The following is a 19304-nucleotide window of genomic DNA, read 5'->3' as shown; positions in this document are numbered from 1 at the left end:
TTCGCCGGGCTCGCCGTACGCGGGCGTGGGCTACCAAGGTGGCTTGGGAACAGACGGCGGGCGCGCTCGGGCAACGCCATGAGTCGGACGTGGTGGCTCGTGACTCACGCGCTCCCGCGCACGAGGAGCCGTGCGTGTGTGGCAGCGCCGCCGAGTCGACCGACCAGGGGAGCGTGGATGCCGCTGCTGTCCGCCGTCACGACCCTCGTCCAGCATCGGACGGCCAGGGAAGCCGCGGCGGCTCACCCGCGCTAACCGACACCCAGTCCCGCCGTCGGCGGCGCCTTCACCCGCCGCCCGTGGTACGCCAGCGCGGCGCCGATGTTTCCCGTGAAACGGCGGAGCGGCGGCCCACCCGGGCCGCCGCTCCACCGTGCGGGTCGTACTCAGTCGTCGGCGCGGCCGGCGATCCCCATGACGCCGACGATGCGCTCCAGGTCGTCGACGGTCGCGAACTCGACGACGATCCGGCCCTTGCGCCGGCCGAGGTCGACCTTGACCCGGGTGTCGAACTTGTCGGAGAGCCGGTCGGCGAGCTCGGACAGCGCCGGCGCGTGTGGCTTGGCCTTGCGGGCGGCCGGCGCCTTCGCCTTCGGCTCGTCCTCGTCGGTGAGGTTGACGATCTCCTCGGTGGCGCGTACCGAGAGGCCCTCGGCGACGATCCGCTTCGCGAGGTCGAGTTGGCGGGTGGCGTCGGTGAGGCCGAGGAGCGCCCGCGCGTGCCCGGCGGACAGTACGCCGGCGGCGACCCGGCTCTGCACAGTGGGCGGCAGGTTCAGCAGGCGGATCGTGTTGGAGATCTGCGGGCGGCTGCGGCCGATCCGCTTGGCCAGTTCCTCGTGCGTCGCCCCGAACTCCTCCAACAACTGCTGGTACGCCGCGGCCTCTTCCAGCGGGTTGAGGTTTGCGCGGTGGATGTTCTCCAGCAGGGCGTCGCGGAGCATGTCGTCGTCGCGGGTGTCCCGGATGATCGCGGGGATCGTCTCCCGGCCGAGCGCCTGCGCAGCGCGCCAGCGACGTTCACCCATCACCAGCTCGTACGCCCCGGCGGACAGTTCACGCACCACGATCGGCTGCAGGAAGCCGACCTGGTCGATCGAGGTCTTGAGTTCCTCCAGCGCCTCCTCGTCGAACACCTGGCGCGGCTGCTTGGCGTTCGCCTCGATCGCGTGCACCGGGATCTCCCGGAACCGCGCCCCGGGTACCGGCGCGAGCGTGTCCTCGTCGGGCGACGGCGCGGCCTGCGCGGGTACCGGTGTCGGAGCGGGCGCCGGCGCGGCGGCGGCCGGCGGGGGAGCCGTCGGCGCGGCTGCCGGTTCGACCGGCGCAGCAGGCTGATCCGGTACCACCGCGGGCGCGGCGTCGGTCAACCCGGTGGGGATGAGGGCCCCGAGCCCGCGCCCCAGTCCGCCTCGGCGATTCTTCATGCTTCCCCTCCCGCGGCTGCACCGCGCTGCGCCAACTGCTTGGCGGCATCGAAGTAACTCGTTGCTCCCCGCGACCCGGGGTCGTAGGTCATCACCGACTGGCCGTACCCGGGTGCCTCGGACACCCGCACGCTCCGCGGGATGACCGCCTCCAGTACGACGTCGCCGAAGTGCTCGCGTACCTCCTGCGCCACCTGGTCCGCCAGCTTGGTACGCCCGTCGTACATGGTCAGCAGGATGGTGGAAATCCAAACCGCCGGGTTGAGGTGCGCCTTGACCAGCTCCACGTTGCGGAGCAGCTGCCCCAGCCCCTCCAGCGCGTAGTACTCGCACTGGATCGGGATCAACACCTCTTCGGCCGCGACGAGCGCGTTGACCGTGAGGAGCCCGAGGGACGGCGGGCAGTCGATGAACACGTAGTCCAACGGCTCTGGGTACGACTCGATGGCGCGCTTGAGGCGCTGCTCGCGGGCGACGACGGAGACGAGTTCGATCTCCGCGCCGGCGAGGTCGATCGTCGCCGGTACGCACCAGAGGTTCGGGATTCCCTCGACCTGCTGGGTGGCCTCGGCGAGCGGGAGTCCGTCGGTGAGGCAGTCGTACACGCTGTTGAGTCCGGTGTGGTGCTCGACGCTGAGCCCGGTCGACGCGTTGCCCTGGGGATCGAGGTCGACCACCAGTACACGGCTGCCGTGGAGCGCCAGCGCGACCGCCAGGTTGACCGCCGTGGTGGTCTTGCCGACGCCGCCCTTCTGGTTGGCGATGCACATGACGCGCCGCTTCGCCGGGCGGGGGATCAGCGCCGCCCCCGACGGGTTGAGAATCTCGACCGCCCGCCGAGCCTCCATGGCGAGCGGCAGATCGTCCTCGGGTTCGGTTTCACGTGAAACCGGCGCCTCGTCCGGCGCGGTCACCGGTACCGCAGTGGTCGTGTCGGCGGCCAGTGGCGCCGGTCCGGTGGCCGCCGCCCGACCCGGCGGAGTCGCCCCCAGTACGGGCGCGGCCTGACCACTCGACGGGTCGTCGTACTCATCCGGCCGGCGTCGGGTTCCGTACACCGTGCCGGTGGAACGTGGCCTCTCCCGTTCCCGTTCCCGTTCCTGCGACACTCGCTCGGCCTCGACGGACTCGGTTTCACGTGAAACCGGTACCTCGGCCAGCGCCTGTCGGATCCTCTGCTGGCTCACGTCGTACCCGGCCGTCGGCTCGGCAGGTCGGTCCTCGCGCACCATGCTGCCCTCGTCTATTCGGTTGGGGGAATCACCGGTACCAACCGAGGAGACTGCCACAGGGTCGCCACTTCGCCGGGGTGCCGGCGTCCTTCTCCGGCGCGAGGCGCGGGAAGCCCGTCGCGTGGAGCCCCCCGCCGCGGTCCCGCGGTCAGTCTCCGTCGATTCGGTGTTCGTTCCGGTGTGCGGCAAGCCTACGGCGGTCCGATCGATGGAGCCATGGCGGGACTCCGTATCGTTCGTGACAACCTGTCCGAGTGGGCGATGACCCAACCCGCCCCCGGCTCCCGCGTGCCCCCCGGCATTCATGTCCTGACCCGCCCCCGTTTCTTCGCGGAACCTCCGGCCCGACTCCGGACCACCTCGATCACCGTGGTCGCCGGCTCCACCAGGCCGACCCCGCAGCGCAGAACCTGCGGCTGTTCACCGCCGGCTCGTCGTACCTCCTTCTCGTGCTCGGCGACCTCTTCGGTGGCCGACGCACCCTTCATCGCCAGCAGCCTTCCGCCCACGGGCAGCAGTGGAAGGCACCACCGAGCGAGGCGATCGAGTGGAGCAACGGCGCGAGCCGTCACGACGTCCACCGGGCCGAGCCGACCGACCAGTTCCTCGGCGCGCCCCCGCACCACGGAAACCTGGATCAGTTCCAACTCGTCGACCACCTCATCGAGGAAGGTGGTACGTCTGGCCAGCGACTCGATCAACACGACCCGCAGATCAGGTCTGGCCACTCCGAGCACGATACCGGGCAGACCCGCGCCGGACCCGACATCCGCCACAACCGACCCCGACGGGAGCAGCTCACCCAGTACGGCGCAGTTCAGCAGGTGCCGGTCCCACAGGCGCGGCGTCTCGCGCGGGCCGACCAGGCCCCGTACCGTGCCTTCGGTCGCCAGCAACTCGGCGTACCTCTCGGCGAGCGGGAGGCGGTCGCCGAAGACGCGGCGGGCGGTGTCGGCGAGTTCGACCGGCAGCGCGGCGGCACCGGGATCCGTGGAATCAGCCATGTAGAGATTTTCGGCAACGCCACCGCCGACCGCTCGACGCCGTGCCGGGGGAGTCGGCAACATCTCAACGCGTCTTCGGGGCCGGATCAGGCCCGTCGTACGTGATCGGAACCGTGGTCGAGCCGTACCGGCCAATGGTGACGAATCGGGCGCGTAGTTGCTGCATACCGACCTATGGGCGTTGGATTCGACACTGACGAAAGTCCTCAGCCCGAAATGTCAACACCCACCAAGCCCCAAGTACGAAAAAGGCGCCGGCCCGGAGCTGCTGCCCCTGGCCGGCGCCCACGAACGGCGCGGTCGCCTACTCCACCGCGCGGACGACGATCTGGCGGTGCGGCTCGACGCCCTCCGACTCGCTCTCGACGTCGTCGAGCTCGTTGATCACGTCGTGCACGCACTTGCGCTCGAACGCGGTCATCGGCTCCAGCTTGATCGTGCCGCCGTGCTCGCGGATCTTCTCCACCGCGTTCTTGGCGATCGCGGCCAGCTCCTTGCGACGCGCGGCGCGGAAGCCGCCGACATCCAGCAGCAGCCGGCTCGGCGAACCGGTCCGCTGAAACACCGCCAGCCGCGCCAGCTCCTGCAGCGCCTCCAGCGTCGCGCCGCGCTGGCCGATCAGCGGATCGAGCCCGTCGCCGACCAGCTCGACGAGCGGGCGACCGCTCTGGACGAGTTCGTCGATGTCGCCGTCGTAGTCGAGGATGTCGAGGAGGCCCTCGATGTAGTCCGCGGCGATCTCGCTCTCGCCGAACAGCGCCTCGGAATCGCGCGAACCCGCGGAACCCCCGCTGGCGCCCGCGGTCTCCTTGGTACCGGCCTCGGTCTCGGTCTCGTCGCCGGACGTCTCGCCGGCGTCCACCGGGTTGGTGCTCGTGTCGGTCACGGCTGTACTACTCCAAGATCCAGGGCGTCCCGCCCGGAACGCCGGTCACAGTCTCATTATCGACGGGCCGTCGTGTGCTGCGTCCGCATTCGGACCGCGTCGACGTCGCCCGCCCGCCCCCTCACAGATACCGCCGGACCCTAGTCCAGGATCCGGCGGTACTTGCCGGCGGGCTCAGTCTCACGACCCGCCTTTCCGCTTGCCGACACTGCCGGCCTGCGAACCCGACGATCCGGGTAGCTTCTTCGCTCCGTTCGCGGAGCCCTTCGCGGTCCCCGTCGTACGTTTCGCCGGGGTGGCCTTCTTCGCCGCCGTCTTCTTGGCCGGGGTGGCCTTCTTCGCCGGTGCCTTCTTCGCCGGGGTGGCGCCGGCGGCCGCGGGCTTCTTGCCGTTCGCCGCGACCTCCGAACTGGTCGTACCGGCGGCGTCGGCAGCGGTGCGCTTGCGTACCGGCTTGGCGCCGGGCTTCGGGGCGAGCGCCTTCGCGGCGGCGGCACGCTCGGAGGCAGCCTTCCGCGCCTCCTCGGCGGCCTTGCCCTTGAGCGGCTTGCCAGCGGCCTCGGCGGCCTTCGCGGCGTTCGGCGGCGGCGGGTACTTGTGCAGGATCCAGCTCTGCTGGCCGAGCGAGAAGAGGTTCGACGTCACCCAGTAGATGACCACACCGATCGGGAAGATCGAGCCGGACACGAGCAGCATGACCGGGACGCCGTACAGCATCACGCGCTGGATCATCTTCTGCTGCGGGTCCGTCGCGTACCCGGTGCGGGCGATCATCTGGCGCTGGGTCAGGAACGTCGTGATGATCATGATCGCGATCAGGATGCCGGCCACGATCTTGACGTGCAGCGACGACGAGCCCAGCACGCTCAGCATGGCGCTGTCGGACTTGAAGCTCGCGGCGATCGGCGCGCCGAACAGGTGCGCGTGCGACGCGCTGTCGAACAGCGGCACGGTCCAGCCGTACAGCTCCTTGAACGCCGTGCTGTGCTCGCCGGTGACCTTGCTCAGGTGGCGCAGCACGTGGAACAGGCTCAGCAGTACCGGCGCCTGCAGCGCGAGGGGGAGGCAGCCCATGATCGGGTTCGCCTTCTCCTTGCGGTAGAGCTCCATGAGCTCCTGCTGCATCGCCTGCTTGTCGCCGCCCTTGTACTTGGCCTGCAGCTCCTTGATCTTCGGCTGCAACGCCTGCATCGCCCGCTGCGACTTGATCTGCTTCACGTACAGCGGGAAGAGGACGACGCGGATCGTGATGACCAGGAAGATGATCGAGAGGACCCAGTCCCAGTTGGTACCGAGGAACTCGTTGTCCCCGCCGAGCCCGATGTACACCCACAGGTCGTGCCAGCGCAGCATGACCCACGAGATCGCCGTGTAGAGAAAGTCCAGACTCACAGCTTCAGGCTCCAGTCACATCGGCACGGCGCCGCGCCGGCGGCACCGGGTCGTACCCGCCCGGGTGGAACGGTTGACAACGCAGCAGCCGCCAGATCGCCAGGCCGATCCCACGGACCGCGCCGTGCACGGCGATGGCCTGGAGGGCGTACGCACTGCACGAGGGGTAGAACCGACAGCGGGCCGGCAGTGCCGGGCTTATCCATCGACGGTACGCGACGATCGGGCCGATCAGCAGCCGGCCCACCCTGCCGGCCGGCTGGGAACCGCCCGAACTGTCGGCGATCATGACCGTGTCGGCCGCGTTCATGATGCTCCGCCCGATCGACGCGCCTTCATCCCGGTACGCCCCGGTTGGCGGGGGCCGCCGCGGCGGGGTTCGCGGGCCGCGGTGAGGGCGGCGTCGAGGTCTCGGGCCAACTCCTGAAACGTACGCTCAGCGGCGGCCGGGAGCGCGCGGACCACCAGCGTCGAGCCGTCCGGAAGGGTGTCGAGCCGGTCGCGGACCAGGTGCCGGAGCCGCCGTCGTACCGTGTTGCGGACCACCGCATTGCCGACAGCCCGCGACACCGCGAATCCGACACGCGGCACAGTCGCGTCGCCATCGGGCGGCGCCAGGTGTACGACGAGGGAACCCCGGCCAGCACGACGCCCGCCGCGGGTGGTCGCGGCGAACTCGGCGCGGCGACGCAGCCGCGCGGCGGGCGGCAGCATGATCGGCTCGGCGTGATCCGGCGTCAGGCCGAGAGGCGGGCGCGGCCCTTGCCGCGGCGGGCCGCGAGGATGGCGCGGCCGGCGCGCGTGCGCATGCGCAGCCGGAAGCCGTGGGTCTTGGCGCGCCGACGGTTGTTCGGCTGGTAGGTGCGCTTGCTCACGTCACGTTCTCCAAGATCAGTATGGTCCGGGGTGCAGGTCCGCACACCGTCGCCGGATCCGGCCCGGCCGACTCGCCCCCAACCCGCCGACGGCCCCGGACCGAGGCCGCGCCACGAGGCCGGGCGCAGACATGCTTTCCTACCGTACCAAACGGCCAGGGCAGGCCCGCGGACGCTACGCCCCGGCCGGAATGCAGTCAACCACCCGTGTGTCGACACGCCGCGAGGTCACGCTCCACCTCGACCATCTCGCTGCCGGTATCTTGTACCGGTACCGCCCGCGCTGTTAGCGTCGCCGGTTACCGGTACACCCGGGCCGGTGTCGGGGCACGGCGGTGTGCGACCGTGTATGCGATGTGACCGTCGTGCGGCGGCGCGGTGTCTCACCCGGCTCCGAGGATCCGCACTCGTACGGTTCGTCCCTGGTTGATACTGGAAGCTTCACTGTATCCACAGGCTGTGGACGGTCCTGTGGATAACCCGCGGGATCGCTGGTCGCCGACCGGCTGTCGCCAGCAGGTACGAGGCGCGGCGTGGGGTTGGCGCGGGGAGGCGAGGGGGTGCGCGACGGTGACCGATGATGCGGTCAACCTCGCGGCGGTCTGGGTGGCGGCCACCGAGGAGCTCGCCAACGAGACGCTCTCCCCCCAGCAACAGGCATGGTTGAGACTGACGCGGCCGCTGGCCCTCGTCGAGGACACCGCGTTCATCGCGGCACCGAACCCGTTCACCCGGGACGCGATCGAGTCGCGGCTGCGGCCGGCGATCACCGAGGCGCTGTCCCGCCGGCTCGGCCGGTCCATCCAGCTCGCCGTCGCGGTCCAGCCGTCCGACGACGGTGACCAGCTCGCCGGCGAACCCGTCCCGGGAGTACCGGCGCCGGTGTCGGCGGCGCCGCCGGTGGAGTACCGGATGGGGGAGAGTCCGGACTATCGGGAGAGCGTCGACTATCGGATGACCGACCCGGCGGAACCGCGCGACACGGCGGGGCGCGGCGAGTCGGGCCCGCGGTACCAGCCGGCGGAGTACCCGGCGCAGGGCTACCCGACGTTCTCCGAGACCTCCTTTCCGGGAACGCCGTTTCCGCGCGCGGACGGCGCGGAGTACGCGGCGCGGCAGGGCACCGGGGTCCGCCCGGCGGACGGGCAGCTGCCGCTCGGCGAGATGCCGGCGCCGCCGCTGCCCGGACTGGACATTCCCGTCGCGCCGCAGCAACCGCCGCGGCACCGGGGTCCGGCCGAGCCGCTCCGGCGGGTGGAGGTGAACGAGCCGGCGCCCGTGGACAACGGCCCGAGCCGGGTGGGCAACACGCGGGGCGACGCCGGGCGTCCGGTGTCCCGCCCCGACACCAACGACCGCGTCGACACCGCGCCGGTACGGCCGGCGGGGCCGGTGCGCGAGTTCGGCGGGGCACGTACCGACAGCCGGTTGAACCCGAAGTACACGTTCGAGACGTTCGTGATCGGGTCGAGCAACCGGTTCGCGCACGCGGCGGCGATCGCGGTGGCGGAGTCGCCGGCGAAGGCGTACAACCCGCTGTTCGTGTACGGCGGGTCCGGGCTCGGCAAGACGCACCTGCTGCACGCCATCGGGCACTACGCGGCGAGCCTCGGCAACGCGCGCAGCGTGCGGTACGTGTCGACCGAGGAGTTCACGAACGACTTCATCAACTCGCTGCGGGACGACAAGACGCAGGCGTTCCAGCGGCGGTACCGGGACGCGGACATCCTGCTGATCGACGACATCCAGTTCCTGGAGAGTCGCGAGCGGACGCAGGAGGAGTTCTTCCACACGTTCAACACGCTCCACAACGCCAACAAGCAGATCGTCATCACGTCGGACCGCTCGCCGAAGCAACTGTCCACTTTGGAGGACCGGCTGCGTACCCGGTTCGAGTGGGGGTTGCTGGCCGACATCCAGCCGCCGGACCTGGAGACGCGGATCGCGATCCTCCAGAAGAAGGCCGCGCACGAGCGGCTGTACGCGCCGCTCGACGTGCTGGAGTTCATCGCGTCCCGGATCCAGAACTCCATCCGCGAACTGGAGGGCGCGCTCATCCGCGTCACTGCGTTCGCGAGCCTGAACCGCGCGGCGGTCGACCTCGGCCTGGCCGAGGAGGTCCTGCGCGACCTCATCCCGGACGGCGCCGGGCCGGAGATCAACTCCGAGCAGATCATGACGCTCACCGCCGACTACTTCGGCGTCAGCATGGACGACCTGCGCGGCCACTCCCGTTCCCGAGTACTCGTGAACGCGCGGCAGGTCGCGATGTACCTGTGTCGGGAGCTGACGGACCTGTCGTTGCCGCGGATCGGGCAGGCGTTCGGCGGTCGGGACCACACGACGGTCATGCACGCGGACCGGAAGATCCGGCGCCAGATGGCGGAGCGACGCTCGCTGTACAACCAGATCGCCGAGCTGACGAACCGGATCAAGCAGCAGGAGCCGTAGACCGAGCGGTACGTCGAGGGCCGGGGCCGGGTGCTCCGGCCCTTTTTCGTACCTGTGGACGGGTGTGGACACGCCGTTCTGAGCGTCGGATGGGGTGGGCGACGAGTCTCACACCCCCGAAATCCACAGGCGTTGTCCCCATCCTGTGCACAACCATTGTGGACAAACCGGTGGATGACCTGTGGTCAACGGGCGGTTTTCTGGGGACGGCGTGTGGACGGGCCGTGGATAACCATCCGGAGGGGTCTGGAGGGGTCCGATCGCCCTGGGGACAACCCTGGGGATTACCGGTGGACGAGCCCGTGGATAAGCCGGTTTCCCTCTGGACAGAGAGTGGACAACGGTGGTGGACGACGGGGCCCTGTGGACGACTCGCCGGTTCATCAACCGATGGCCACACAGCTTTCCCACACCCGCACAACCTGGTCCACCTGGGAAAACGAGGGTTCTCCACAGTTTCCACAGGCCCTATGACGATGATGGTTTGGATCTTCTAAGAGAACAAAGACCAATCGTCTGGTTGCCGGGTCGGGTCGGGTCCGGGTCGACATGGGAAGCTGTGCACCCACAGCGGGGAGAACCGTCCGCGACCGTTCGGCCGGGCACCTAGAATCAGACGCCCAAGGCAACCCGTACCGGATCAGGTGAGGGTTCGCCGACTGTCGGACGGTCCCCGTATGGTCTGACCGAGTCCGCGATCGGCGGGCCGACCGAGCCTGACCGCCGGCCCGCCGCGGCGCCGGCAACCGCCGCCGCCACGCACACCGACGTTCTCCCAGGGGGGATCGCATGAAGTTCCGGGTCGAGCGGGACGCGCTCGCCGACGCCGTGGCGTGGACCGCCAAGAGCCTGCCGAACCGGCCGCCGGTGCCGGTGCTCGCCGGCGTGATGCTGGAGGTGGGCGACGGTCGGCTGACCGTGTCCGGGTTCGACTACGAGGTGTCGAGCCAGGTCCAGGTCGACGTGCAGGCCGACGCGGACGGCACGGTGCTGGTGTCGGGCCGGCTGCTCGCCGAGATCACCCGGGCGCTGCCGGCCAAGCCGGTGGACGTGGCGACCGAGGGTTCGCGGGTCGAGATCACCTGCGGCAGCGCGCGTTTCACGTTGCCGACGATGCCGGTCGAGGACTACCCGACGCTGCCGGAGATGCCGCGTTCGGCGGGACGGATCGACGCCGGGCTGTTCGCCACGGCCGTCGCGCAGGTCGCCGTGGCCGCCGGCCGGGACGAGACGCTGCCGATGATCACCGGCGTCAAACTGGAGCTGGAGCGCAACACGCTGACCCTGCTCGCCACCGACCGGTACCGGGCGGCCATGCGCGAGCTGGAGTGGCAGCCGGACGAGGCGGACACGAGCCTGACCGCGCTCGTACCGGCGCGGACGCTGAGCGAGACGGCGCGGGCGCTCGGGCCGCTGGGCGGTTCGGTCGGGGTCGCGCTGTCCGCGGCCGGTGCCGGCGAGGGGATGATCGGGTTCACCGGCGGCGAGCGCCGCACCACCAGCCGCCTGCTGGAAGGGGAGAACTACCCGCCGCTGCGGTCGATCTTCCCGCCCGAGTTCGTCGCGCACGCGCGGGTTCCCGCCGCGGCGCTGGCCGAGGTGGTCAAGCGCGTCGCGCTGGTAGCCGAGCGGAACAACCCGGTCCGGCTGTCGTTCTCGACCGACGGGCTGGTCGTCGAGGCCGGCGCGACCGAGGACGCGCGCGCCTCCGAGGCCCTGGAGTGCGAGTACTCGGGGGACGAGATGACCACGGCGTTCAACCCGCAGTACCTGCTGGATGGGTTGGGGCAGTTGGGGAAGCCGATCGCGCGGCTGTCGTTCGTCGACCCGATGAAGCCGGCGGTCATCTCGGGCAGCACCGAGGACGGCGAGGACGACACGTCGTACAAGTACCTGATCATGCCGGTGCGGTTCGCGAACCAGTAGCGGTCGTGGCGCCCGCCATCCGTTTCCGGGTCGCGGCCCGGCCGGTTGGCGGCGCGCGTACCGTCATCGCTGGGCGGGCGGGGCGGTTCGCGGGGGCCGCCACGTGACCGCACACCGGACGTACGACCAAGGGTCGAATCGGGAGGGGACATGCAACTCGGGCTCATCGGTCTCGGCAAGATGGGCGGCAACATGCGCGAGCGTGTGCGCCGGGCCGGGCACGAGGTCGTCGGGTACGACCGGAACCCGGAGGTCGCCGACGTGGCGAGCCTGGCCGAGCTGGTCGAGAAGCTGTCCGCGCCGCGGGTGGTGTGGGTGATGGTCCCGGCCGGCGACCCGACCCGGGAGACGGTCGAGCAGCTCGGCGAGCTGCTGTCGCCGGGCGACGTCGTGGTGGACGGCGGCAACTCGAAGTTCACCGACGACAAGCTGCACGCCGATCACCTGGCCCCCAAGGGCATCGGGTACGTCGACTGCGGTGTCTCGGGCGGCATCTGGGGCCTGCAGAACGGGTACGCGCTGATGGTCGGCGGCAGCGACGAGGACGTGGCGAAGGTGCAGCCGGTCTTCGACGCGCTGAAGCCGGAGGGCGAGTTCGGCTTCATCCACGCCGGCGGCGTCGGCGCGGGGCACTACACGAAGATGGTCCACAACGGCATCGAGTACGGGATCATGCAGGCGTACGCCGAGGGCTACGAGCTGCTGTCCAAGTCGGAGATCGTGGACGACGTGCCGGGCACGATCAAGTCGTGGCGCAAGGGCACGGTCATCCAGTCGTGGCTGCTGGACCTGCTCGACCGCGCGCTCGACGAGGACCCCACGCTGGCGAAGATCGCGGCGTACTCGGCGGATTCCGGCGAGGGTCGGTGGACCGTGGACGAGGCGGTCCGGCTGGCGGTGCCGCTGCCGGCGATCTCCGCGTCGCTGTTCGCCCGCTTCGCGTCCCGGCAGGACGACTCGCCGACGATGAAGGCGGTTGCGGCGCTGCGCAAGCAGTTCGGCGGGCACGCGGTCAAGGCCGAGTGACGCCGGGGTACGCCCGGGACACGACACCGTAGGGGACGAGGATGTACGTCCGGCAGGTCGAGCTCGTCGATTTCCGCAGCTACCCGCAGGTGTCGGTGACGCTCGACCCCGGCCCGAGCGTCTTCGTCGGGCCGAACGGGCAGGGCAAGACGAACCTCATGGAGGCCCTCGGCTACCTGGCGACGCTGGGCAGCCACCGGGTCTCGTCGGACGCCCCGCTCGTCCGGGCCGGCGCCGAGCGGGCGGTGGTCCGGGCCGTGGTCGTGAACGACGGCCGCGAGCTGCTGGTCGAGCTGGAGTTGGTGCCCGGCAAGGCGAACCGGGCCCGGCTCAACCGTTCGCCGGTGCCGCGGGCCCGCGAGATCCTCGGCGCCCTGCGTACGGTGCTGTTCGCGCCGGAGGACCTGGCGCTGGTGCGCGGCGACCCGGCCGAGCGCCGGCGCTACCTGGACGAGTTGCTCGTCGCGCGCTACCCGCGGTACGCCGGGGTCCGCGCCGACTACGAGCGGGTTCTCAAGCAGCGCAACGCTTTGCTGCGCACGTCGTACCTGGCGCGGCGGGCCGGCGGGCGGCGCAAGGTGGACTCGGGTGACCCGGCGGTCGCCGCCGACCTGCGCACCCTGGACGTGTGGGACAGCCATCTGGCCCGGCACGGCGCCGACCTGGTCGCCGGCCGGCTGGAGCTGGTCGCCGGGCTCGTCCCGCACCTGGAGAAGGCGTACGACGCGGTCAGCCAGGGCAAGGGCCGCGCGCGGGCGGCGTACAAGTCCACTGTGGACGGTGATGGCAGTGGGGAGCTGACCCCGGACCGGGACGTGTTGACGGCGCGGCTGTCCGCGGCGCTGGCGAAGGCCCGGCCGAGCGAGGTCGAGCGCGGCACCACGCTGCACGGCCCGCACCGCGACGAGCTGCTGCTGACCCTCGGCGACCTGCCCGTCCGCGGGTACGCGAGCCACGGTGAGTGCTGGTCGTTCGCGCTGGCGTTGCGGCTGGCGTCGTTCGAGTTGCTGCGCGCGGCGGGGGCCGAGCCGGTGCTGATCCTGGACGACGTGTTCGCCGAGTTGGACGCCGGCCGGCGGGAGCGGCTGGCCGATCTGGTGGCCGGCGCGGACCAGGTGCTCGTCACCTGCGCGGTGGCCGCCGACGTACCGGAAGCGTTGCAGGGCGGGCGATTCGACGTCGCCGCCGGGGAGGTGCGCCGTGTCGTCTGAGCCGACCGAGGAGCCCGACAAGTCCACTGTGGACGGTACGGCGGGGGACGGGTTGCCGGACGGGCTGACCGGCCCGGACCTGGCGCGCGCCGTACTCGACGCGGCGAAGGCGAGGCGGACCGAGCGGGGCCGGTCGGGACGGTACGGCGACGGAGATCCGCGCCGCTACCGCAGGCGGGGATACACCGGGCCGGGGCCGGATCCCCGTGACCCGCAACCGTTCGGGAACCTGCTGAGCAAGCTGGTGAAGGACCGCGGCTGGCAGCGCCCGGCCGCGGAGGCGACCGTGTTCGGCGCGTGGGAGAAGGTCGTCGGCGCGAGCATCGCCGACCACTGCCGCCCGGTGAAGTTGACCGACGGCGAGCTGACGATCGAGGCCGAGTCGACCGCGTGGGCGACGCAGTTGCGCCTGCTCAGCGGGAAGATCCTGGCCCAGATCGCCCGGGAGGTACGCCCGAGTCCGGTCAAGAAGCTCCGCATCCACGGTCCCGCGGCGCCGTCCTGGCGGCACGGTCCGCTGCGCGTACGCGGCCCCGGCCCCGGCGACACGTACGGCTGAGCGCCGCCGAATCTGTTGGTACGCAAGGGATCCGGCGGCGCAACGGCTCAGCGCCGGAACGGGTCGGTTCGCCAGCTGTACTGGTCGGCCGGGTCGCCGAACACGTCGACCTGCCCGGCGGGCCGTTCGGCGTGGCCGCCCGGATCGCTCACCTGGAGTGTGGGTCGTACGCCCCGACCCGGACGTACCCCTTGTACTGCTGGTGTCGGTCGCCGTCCATCCGTCCTCCCCGATGGCCGGTCACCCGTTATGGGCGGGTCGGCTGGCGGTCGGTTGGGTACCTGCCCGAAGTGCCCGTACTCGTGGCCGATGCGGGCGCGCTCGCCGGATTGTCGTGTCCCGTGAACGGCACGTGCTCACGCGTCGTATTCTTGCCAGCGGCGTACGCGTGCGTGCGTGTCGCGCGGCCGTCGTGCGGCGCGTCGGAGCGTCTTCCGGTGGCCGGTGTCGCCGGGCGGGCTGGTGTCGGGCGCGTGAGCGCCGCGGGTCGCCGGACCCGTAGGGGGGTGCGTCCCGGGGGATTTTCTCGTCTTCTCGGCCACTACAGGGGTGCCGGACCGCGGTTATGTCGGTCGGGCCAAGTAAGATTGACACGGAGTTCAGCCGTTCGACCCGCAATCGCGGGGGTCGACCGGCACGCCTCCGGGGCTCGTCGGCCCGCTGCCGGCGTTCGTCCAGGCCCCGGGGTCATTCCCGGCCCGCTTCCGGGCGGGCAAGTGCGTGCCGTTCGCCGTCCCGTGTGCGCCCGATCCCGCGGCCCGGCAACCCAGCTCCACTGCCGGCCACGGAGAAAGTGACAGAGGGTGGCAGCCCCCAAGCAGAATCAGAGCGATTACACGGCAGCCTCGATCCAGGTACTGGAAGGGCTGGAGGCCGTCCGCAAGCGGCCCGGTATGTACATCGGCTCGACCGGTGAGCGCGGCCTGCACCACCTCGTCTGGGAGGTCGTGGACAACGCCGTCGACGAGGCGATGGCCGGCTACTGCGACACCATCACGGTGAGCCTGCTGTCCGACGGTGGGGTCCGGGTCGAGGACAACGGCCGTGGTTTCCCCGTCGACCTGCACCCGAAGCTGAAGAAGCCGGGTGTCGAGGTGGCCCTGACCGTCCTGCACGCGGGCGGCAAGTTCGACGGCAAGGCGTACGCGGTGTCGGGCGGTCTGCACGGCGTCGGCGTCTCGGTGGTCAACGCGCTCTCCAACCGGATGGAGGTGGAGATCCGTACCAAGGGCCACGTCTGGCGGCAGCGGTACGAGCACTCGAAGCCCGGTCCGTTGGAGCAGGGCGAGAAGACCACGGACAGCGGCACGATCGTGTCGTTCTGGCCGGACGGTTCGATCATGGAGACCGTCGACTTCAACCACGAGACGATCCACCGTCGCCTGCAGGAGATGGCGTTCCTGAACGGCGGGCTCAAGATCGTCTTCCGGGACGAGCGGATCGACGACGACCACCCCGAGGTGCGCGTCGAGACCTTCCACTACGTCAACGGCATCGCCGACTTCGTCAGCCACATCAACGCCAAGAAGACGCCGATCCACAAGTCCGTGGTGGCGTTCGACGGCGAGGCCGAGGGCATGTCGCTGGAAGTCGCCATGCAGTGGAACGAGTCGTACGGCGAGAGTGTCTACACGTTCGCCAACACGATCAACACCCACGAGGGCGGTACCCACGAGGAGGGCTTCCGCTCCGCCCTGACCACCGTCATCAACCGGTACGGGACGGACAAGAAGCTGCTCAAGGGCGACGACAAGCTGTCCGGCGAGGACATCCGGGAGGGCCTGGCCGCGATCATCTCGGTCAAGCTGGCCAACCCGCAGTTCGAGGGCCAGACGAAGACGAAGCTCGGCAACACCGAGGTCAAGTCGTTCGTGCAGAAGGTGTCGAACGAGTGGCTGGCCGACTGGCTGGAGCGCAACCCCAGCGAGGCCAAGACCATCATCAGCAAGGCGTCCGCCGCCGCCCGTGCGCGTGCCGCGGCCGCGCAGGCCCGCAAGCTGGCCCGGCGCAAGAGCCTGCTGGAGGCCGGCTCGATGCCCGGCAAGCTGGCCGACTGCCAGTCGACCGACCCGCGCGAGTGCGAGATCTTCATCGTGGAGGGCGACTCGGCCGGCGGCTCCGCCAAGCAGGGCCGCAACCCGCAGATCCAGGCGATCCTGCCGATCCGCGGCAAGATCCTCAACGTGGAGAAGGCGCGCATCGACAAGGTGCTGCGCAACAACGAGGTCCAGGCGATCATCACCGCCGCGGGCACCGGCATCCACGAGGACTTCGACATCTCGAAGCTGCGGTACCACAAGATCGTGCTGATGGCCGACGCCGACGTGGACGGCCAGCACATCTCGACGCTGCTGCTGACCCTGCTGTTCCGGTTCATGCGGCCGTTGGTCGAGATGGGCCACGTGTACCTGGCTCGTCCGCCGCTGTACAAGATCAAGTGGAACAAGAAGGGCGACGACGTCCAGTACGCGTATTCGGACCGGGAGCGCGACGGGCTGATCGCGATGCGGCAGGAGAAGCGGCCGAACGCCAAGCCCGACGACATCCAGCGGTTCAAGGGTCTGGGCGAGATGAACTACCACGAGCTGTGGGACACCACGATGAACCCGGCGACCCGGATCATGTCGCAGGTGACCCTGGACGACGCCGCAACCGCGGACGAGTTGTTCAGCGTGTTGATGGGTGAGGACGTGGAGTCGCGCCGGGAGTTCATTCAGCGCAACGCCAAGGACGTCCGGTTCCTCGACATCTGACTCGTGGCGACGAACTGGCGACGCTGAGTAGCAGACAATCCACAGTATCCACAGCGATATCCACAGCGAGAGGTAATTCGTGACCGAGACGACGGTGCCGCCGGGCGGCGGAGACCGGATCGAGCCCGTCGGGCTTGAGGTCGAGATGCAGCGTTCGTACCTCGACTACGCGATGAGCGTGATCGTCGGTCGGGCGCTCCCCGAGGTCAGGGACGGTCTCAAGCCCGTCCACCGCAAGATCCTCTACGGCATGTACGACGACGGCGTGCGCCCCGAGCGGGGGTACGTCAAGTGCGCCAAGGTCGTCGGCGCCGTCATGGGCAACTACCACCCGCACGGCGACTCGGCGATCTACGACTCGCTCGTACGGCTGGCGCAGCCCTGGTCCATGCGGTACCCGCTGATCGACGGGAACGGCAACTTCGGCTCACCGGGCAACGACCCGGCCGCGGCCATGCGGTACACCGAGTGCCGGCTGGACCCGTTGGCCATGGAGATGCTGCGGGACATCGACGAGGACACCGTCGACTTCTCGCCGAACTACGACGGCACCACGCAGGAGCCCGACGTCCTGCCGGCACGGTTCCCGAACCTGCTGGTCAACGGTTCCGAGGGCATCGCGGTCGGCATGGCCACCCGCATTCCGCCGCACAACCTGCGCGAGGTCGCGGCCGGCGTGCAGTGGTGCCTGGAGCACCCCGACGCCACCGAGGAGGAGGCGCTTGAGGAGCTCATCGGCATCGTCAAGGGCCCCGACTTCCCGACCAAGGGCGTGATCGTCGGCAGCCAGGGCATCCTCGACGCGTACCGGACGGGCCGTGGCTCGATCCGGATGCGCGCCGTCGTGGACGTCGAGGAGGACGCCAAGGGCCGCACCATGCTCGTGGTGTCCGAACTGCCGTACCAGGTGAACCCGGACAACCTGTCCGAGCGGATCGCCGAGCTGGTCAAGGAGGGCAAGCTCTCCGGCATCGCGGACATCCGCGAGGAGTCCTCCGGCCGTACCGGCATGCGGCTGGTACTGGTGCTCAAGCGCGACGCGGTCGCCAAGATCGTGCTGAACAACCTGTACAAGCACACGCAGCTACAGGAGACGTTCGGCGCGAACATGCTGGCCCTGGTCGACGGCGTGCCGCGCACGCTGAACCTCGCCCAGTTCATCCAGCTGTACGTCAAGCACCAGATCGAGGTCATCGTCCGGCGCACCCGGTACCGGCTGCGCAAGGCCGAGGAGCGGGCCCACATCCTGCGCGGTCTGGTCAAGGCGCTCGACCAGCTCGACGAGGTCATCGCGCTGATCCGGCGCTCGCCGAGCGCGGACGCGGCGCGTACCGGGCTGATCGAGCTGCTGGACGTGGACGAGGTGCAGGCCACCGCGATCCTCGACATGCAGCTGCGCCGGCTGGCCGCCCTGGAACGGCAGAAGATCATCCAGGAACTGGCCGACATCGAGGCGACGATCGCCGACCTGCAGGACATCCTGGCCAAACCCGAGCGGCAGCGGAAGATCGTCAGCGAGGAGCTGGCCGAGGTCGTCCGGAAGTACGGGGACGACCGGCGCACCAAGATCGTTCCGTTCGACGGGGACGTGTCGATCGAGGACCTGATCGCCCGCGAGGACGTGGTCGTCACGATCACCCGCGGCGGCTACGCCAAGCGCACCAAGTCCGACCTGTACCGCACGCAGCGGCGCGGCGGCAAGGGCGTACAGGGTGCGGCGCTGCGGCAGGACGACATCGTCAGCCACTTCTTCGTCTGCTCGACGCACGACTGGATCCTGTTCTTCACGAACAAGGGCCGCGTCTACCGGGCGAAGGCGTACGAGCTGCCCGAGGCGAGCCGCGCGGCCAAGGGCCAGCACGTGGCGAACCTGCTGGCGTTCCAGCCCGACGAGCACATCGCCCAGGTCATCGAGATCCCGAACTACGAGGTCTCCCCGTACCTGGTGCTCGCGACGAAGGCCGGCGTCGTCAAGAAGACCAAGCTGACCGACTTCGACTCGAACCGGTCGGGCGGGGTCATCGCGATCAACCTTCGCGACGAGGACGAGGTGGTCAAGGCCGCGCTCATCGGGCCCGAGGACGACCTGCTCCTGGTCAGTGCGAACGCGCAGGCCATCCGGTTCAAGGCGACCGACGAGTCGCTGCGGCCGATGGGACGCGCCACAGCCGGGGTGATCGGCATGCGGTTCACCGACGGGGATGTTCTCCTGACGATGGAGGTCGTCCGGGAGGGCATGGACATCCTGGTGGCGACCGACGGCGGTTTCGCGAAGCGGACCCCCGTCGAGGAGTACCCGACGCAGAATCGGGGCGGCAAGGGCGTACTCACCGCGAAGATCACGACCCGTCGTGGTCAACTGGTGGGCGCACTGGCCGTCAGTCCGGACGACGAAGTGTTCGCTATCACGTCGAACGGTGGAGTCATCCGGACTCCGGTGAAGCCTGTACGGCGGACCCGCGATCGGAACACAATGGGTGTCAAACTGATGGACCTCCCAGCGGGCGTCACGCTGGTGGCGATCACGCGCAACGCCGACGAGCCCGAGGAACAGGACTGACG

The 19304-nt window shown here is 69.9% G+C and carries 15 protein-coding genes; 7 read left to right on the top strand and 8 right to left on the bottom strand.

Going from position 1 to position 19304, the window contains the following annotated elements; translation table 11 throughout:
* Positions 1 to 386: 386 nt before the first annotated feature.
* The 8 genes from Aru02nite_RS20530 to rpmH form a co-directional block, all read right to left on the bottom strand.
* Positions 387 to 1427, bottom strand: a complete 1041-nt coding sequence (locus tag Aru02nite_RS20530; protein ID WP_203660061.1) for a ParB/RepB/Spo0J family partition protein — start codon at positions 1425 to 1427, stop codon at positions 387 to 389.
* Entirely contained in the window at positions 1424 to 2716 is a 1293-nt protein-coding gene (locus tag Aru02nite_RS20525) for a ParA family protein (protein WP_275408677.1), read from the bottom strand. The genes Aru02nite_RS20530 and Aru02nite_RS20525 overlap by 4 nt, the downstream gene beginning before the upstream one ends.
* A gap of 245 nt (positions 2717 to 2961) precedes the next feature.
* Positions 2962 to 3663, bottom strand: a complete 702-nt coding sequence (gene rsmG / locus Aru02nite_RS20520) for a 16S rRNA (guanine(527)-N(7))-methyltransferase RsmG (RefSeq protein ID WP_203660372.1) — start codon at positions 3661 to 3663, stop codon at positions 2962 to 2964.
* A gap of 304 nt (positions 3664 to 3967) precedes the next feature.
* Positions 3968 to 4549, bottom strand: a complete 582-nt coding sequence (locus tag Aru02nite_RS20515; RefSeq protein WP_203660059.1) for a Jag family protein — start codon at positions 4547 to 4549, stop codon at positions 3968 to 3970.
* A gap of 180 nt (positions 4550 to 4729) precedes the next feature.
* Positions 4730 to 5902 (bottom strand): membrane protein insertase YidC, encoded by a 1173-nt coding sequence (yidC, locus tag Aru02nite_RS20510; RefSeq protein WP_203660371.1) that lies wholly within the window; start codon positions 5900 to 5902, stop codon positions 4730 to 4732.
* Positions 5903 to 5945: 43 nt separating this feature from the next.
* Positions 5946 to 6230, bottom strand: coding sequence for a membrane protein insertion efficiency factor YidD (gene yidD, locus Aru02nite_RS20505; protein WP_203660369.1), 285 nt, complete (start codon positions 6228 to 6230; stop codon positions 5946 to 5948).
* A gap of 17 nt (positions 6231 to 6247) precedes the next feature.
* Entirely contained in the window at positions 6248 to 6655 is a 408-nt protein-coding gene (rnpA, locus tag Aru02nite_RS20500) for a ribonuclease P protein component (protein WP_203660057.1), read from the bottom strand.
* Between the two features lie 23 nt (positions 6656 to 6678).
* Positions 6679 to 6816, bottom strand: a complete 138-nt coding sequence (gene rpmH / locus Aru02nite_RS20495) for a 50S ribosomal protein L34 (protein ID WP_203660055.1) — start codon at positions 6814 to 6816, stop codon at positions 6679 to 6681.
* Positions 6817 to 7386: 570 nt separating this feature from the next.
* Here rpmH and dnaA point away from each other — a divergent pair.
* The 7 genes from dnaA (at position 7387) to gyrA (ending at position 19302) form a co-directional block, all read left to right on the top strand.
* Complete coding sequence (dnaA, locus tag Aru02nite_RS20490; protein ID WP_203660053.1) at positions 7387 to 9267, top strand: chromosomal replication initiator protein DnaA; 1881 nt, start codon at positions 7387 to 7389, stop codon at positions 9265 to 9267.
* A gap of 789 nt (positions 9268 to 10056) precedes the next feature.
* Positions 10057 to 11193, top strand: coding sequence for a DNA polymerase III subunit beta (dnaN, locus tag Aru02nite_RS20485; RefSeq protein ID WP_203660051.1), 1137 nt, complete (start codon positions 10057 to 10059; stop codon positions 11191 to 11193).
* Between the two features lie 150 nt (positions 11194 to 11343).
* Positions 11344 to 12219, top strand: coding sequence for a phosphogluconate dehydrogenase (NAD(+)-dependent, decarboxylating) (gene gnd, locus Aru02nite_RS20480; RefSeq protein ID WP_203660049.1), 876 nt, complete (start codon positions 11344 to 11346; stop codon positions 12217 to 12219).
* A gap of 41 nt (positions 12220 to 12260) precedes the next feature.
* A complete protein-coding gene (gene recF / locus Aru02nite_RS20475; RefSeq protein WP_203660048.1) occupies positions 12261 to 13430 on the top strand; it encodes a DNA replication/repair protein RecF in 1170 nt (389 codons plus the stop codon).
* Positions 13420 to 13989, top strand: a complete 570-nt coding sequence (locus tag Aru02nite_RS20470; RefSeq protein ID WP_373324922.1) for a DciA family protein — start codon at positions 13420 to 13422, stop codon at positions 13987 to 13989. Before recF ends, Aru02nite_RS20470 begins: the two co-directional genes overlap by 11 nt.
* An 803-nt stretch (positions 13990 to 14792) precedes the next feature.
* The gene (gene gyrB, locus Aru02nite_RS20465; RefSeq protein WP_203660046.1) at positions 14793 to 16742 is read left to right on the top strand and encodes a DNA topoisomerase (ATP-hydrolyzing) subunit B; all 1950 of its coding nucleotides are present in this window, start codon (positions 14793 to 14795) and stop codon (positions 16740 to 16742) included.
* A 79-nt stretch (positions 16743 to 16821) separates the two neighbouring features.
* Complete coding sequence (gene gyrA, locus Aru02nite_RS20460) at positions 16822 to 19302, top strand: DNA gyrase subunit A (protein WP_203660044.1); 2481 nt, start codon at positions 16822 to 16824, stop codon at positions 19300 to 19302.
* The last annotated feature ends 2 nt before the right edge of the window (positions 19303 to 19304 follow it).

This window comes from Actinocatenispora rupis, assembly GCF_016861975.1.
Taxonomy (GTDB): Bacteria; Actinomycetota; Actinomycetes; order Mycobacteriales; family Micromonosporaceae; genus Actinocatenispora; species Actinocatenispora rupis.
Note: the sequence above shows the minus strand (reverse complement) of the source record. Positions and strands in the feature narration are given on the sequence as shown.

Excerpts from the sequence above, each read along its gene's own strand:
- Aru02nite_RS20530 (WP_203660061.1), bottom strand. The coding sequence starts at position 1,427 with ATGAAGAATCGCCGAGGCGGACTGGGGCGCGGGCTCGGGGCCCTCATC.
- rsmG (WP_203660372.1), bottom strand. The coding sequence starts at position 3,663 with ATGGCTGATTCCACGGATCCCGGTGCCGCCGCGCTGCCGGTCGAACTC.
- yidC (WP_203660371.1), bottom strand. The coding sequence starts at position 5,902 with ATGCTGCGCTGGCACGACCTGTGGGTGTACATCGGGCTCGGCGGGGAC.
- yidD (WP_203660369.1), bottom strand. The coding sequence starts at position 6,230 with ATGATCGCCGACAGTTCGGGCGGTTCCCAGCCGGCCGGCAGGGTGGGC.
- rnpA (WP_203660057.1), bottom strand. The coding sequence starts at position 6,655 with ATGCTGCCGCCCGCCGCGCGGCTGCGTCGCCGCGCCGAGTTCGCCGCG.
- dnaN (WP_203660051.1), top strand. The coding sequence starts at position 10,057 with ATGAAGTTCCGGGTCGAGCGGGACGCGCTCGCCGACGCCGTGGCGTGG.
- gnd (WP_203660049.1), top strand. The coding sequence starts at position 11,344 with ATGCAACTCGGGCTCATCGGTCTCGGCAAGATGGGCGGCAACATGCGC.
- recF (WP_203660048.1), top strand. The coding sequence starts at position 12,261 with ATGTACGTCCGGCAGGTCGAGCTCGTCGATTTCCGCAGCTACCCGCAG.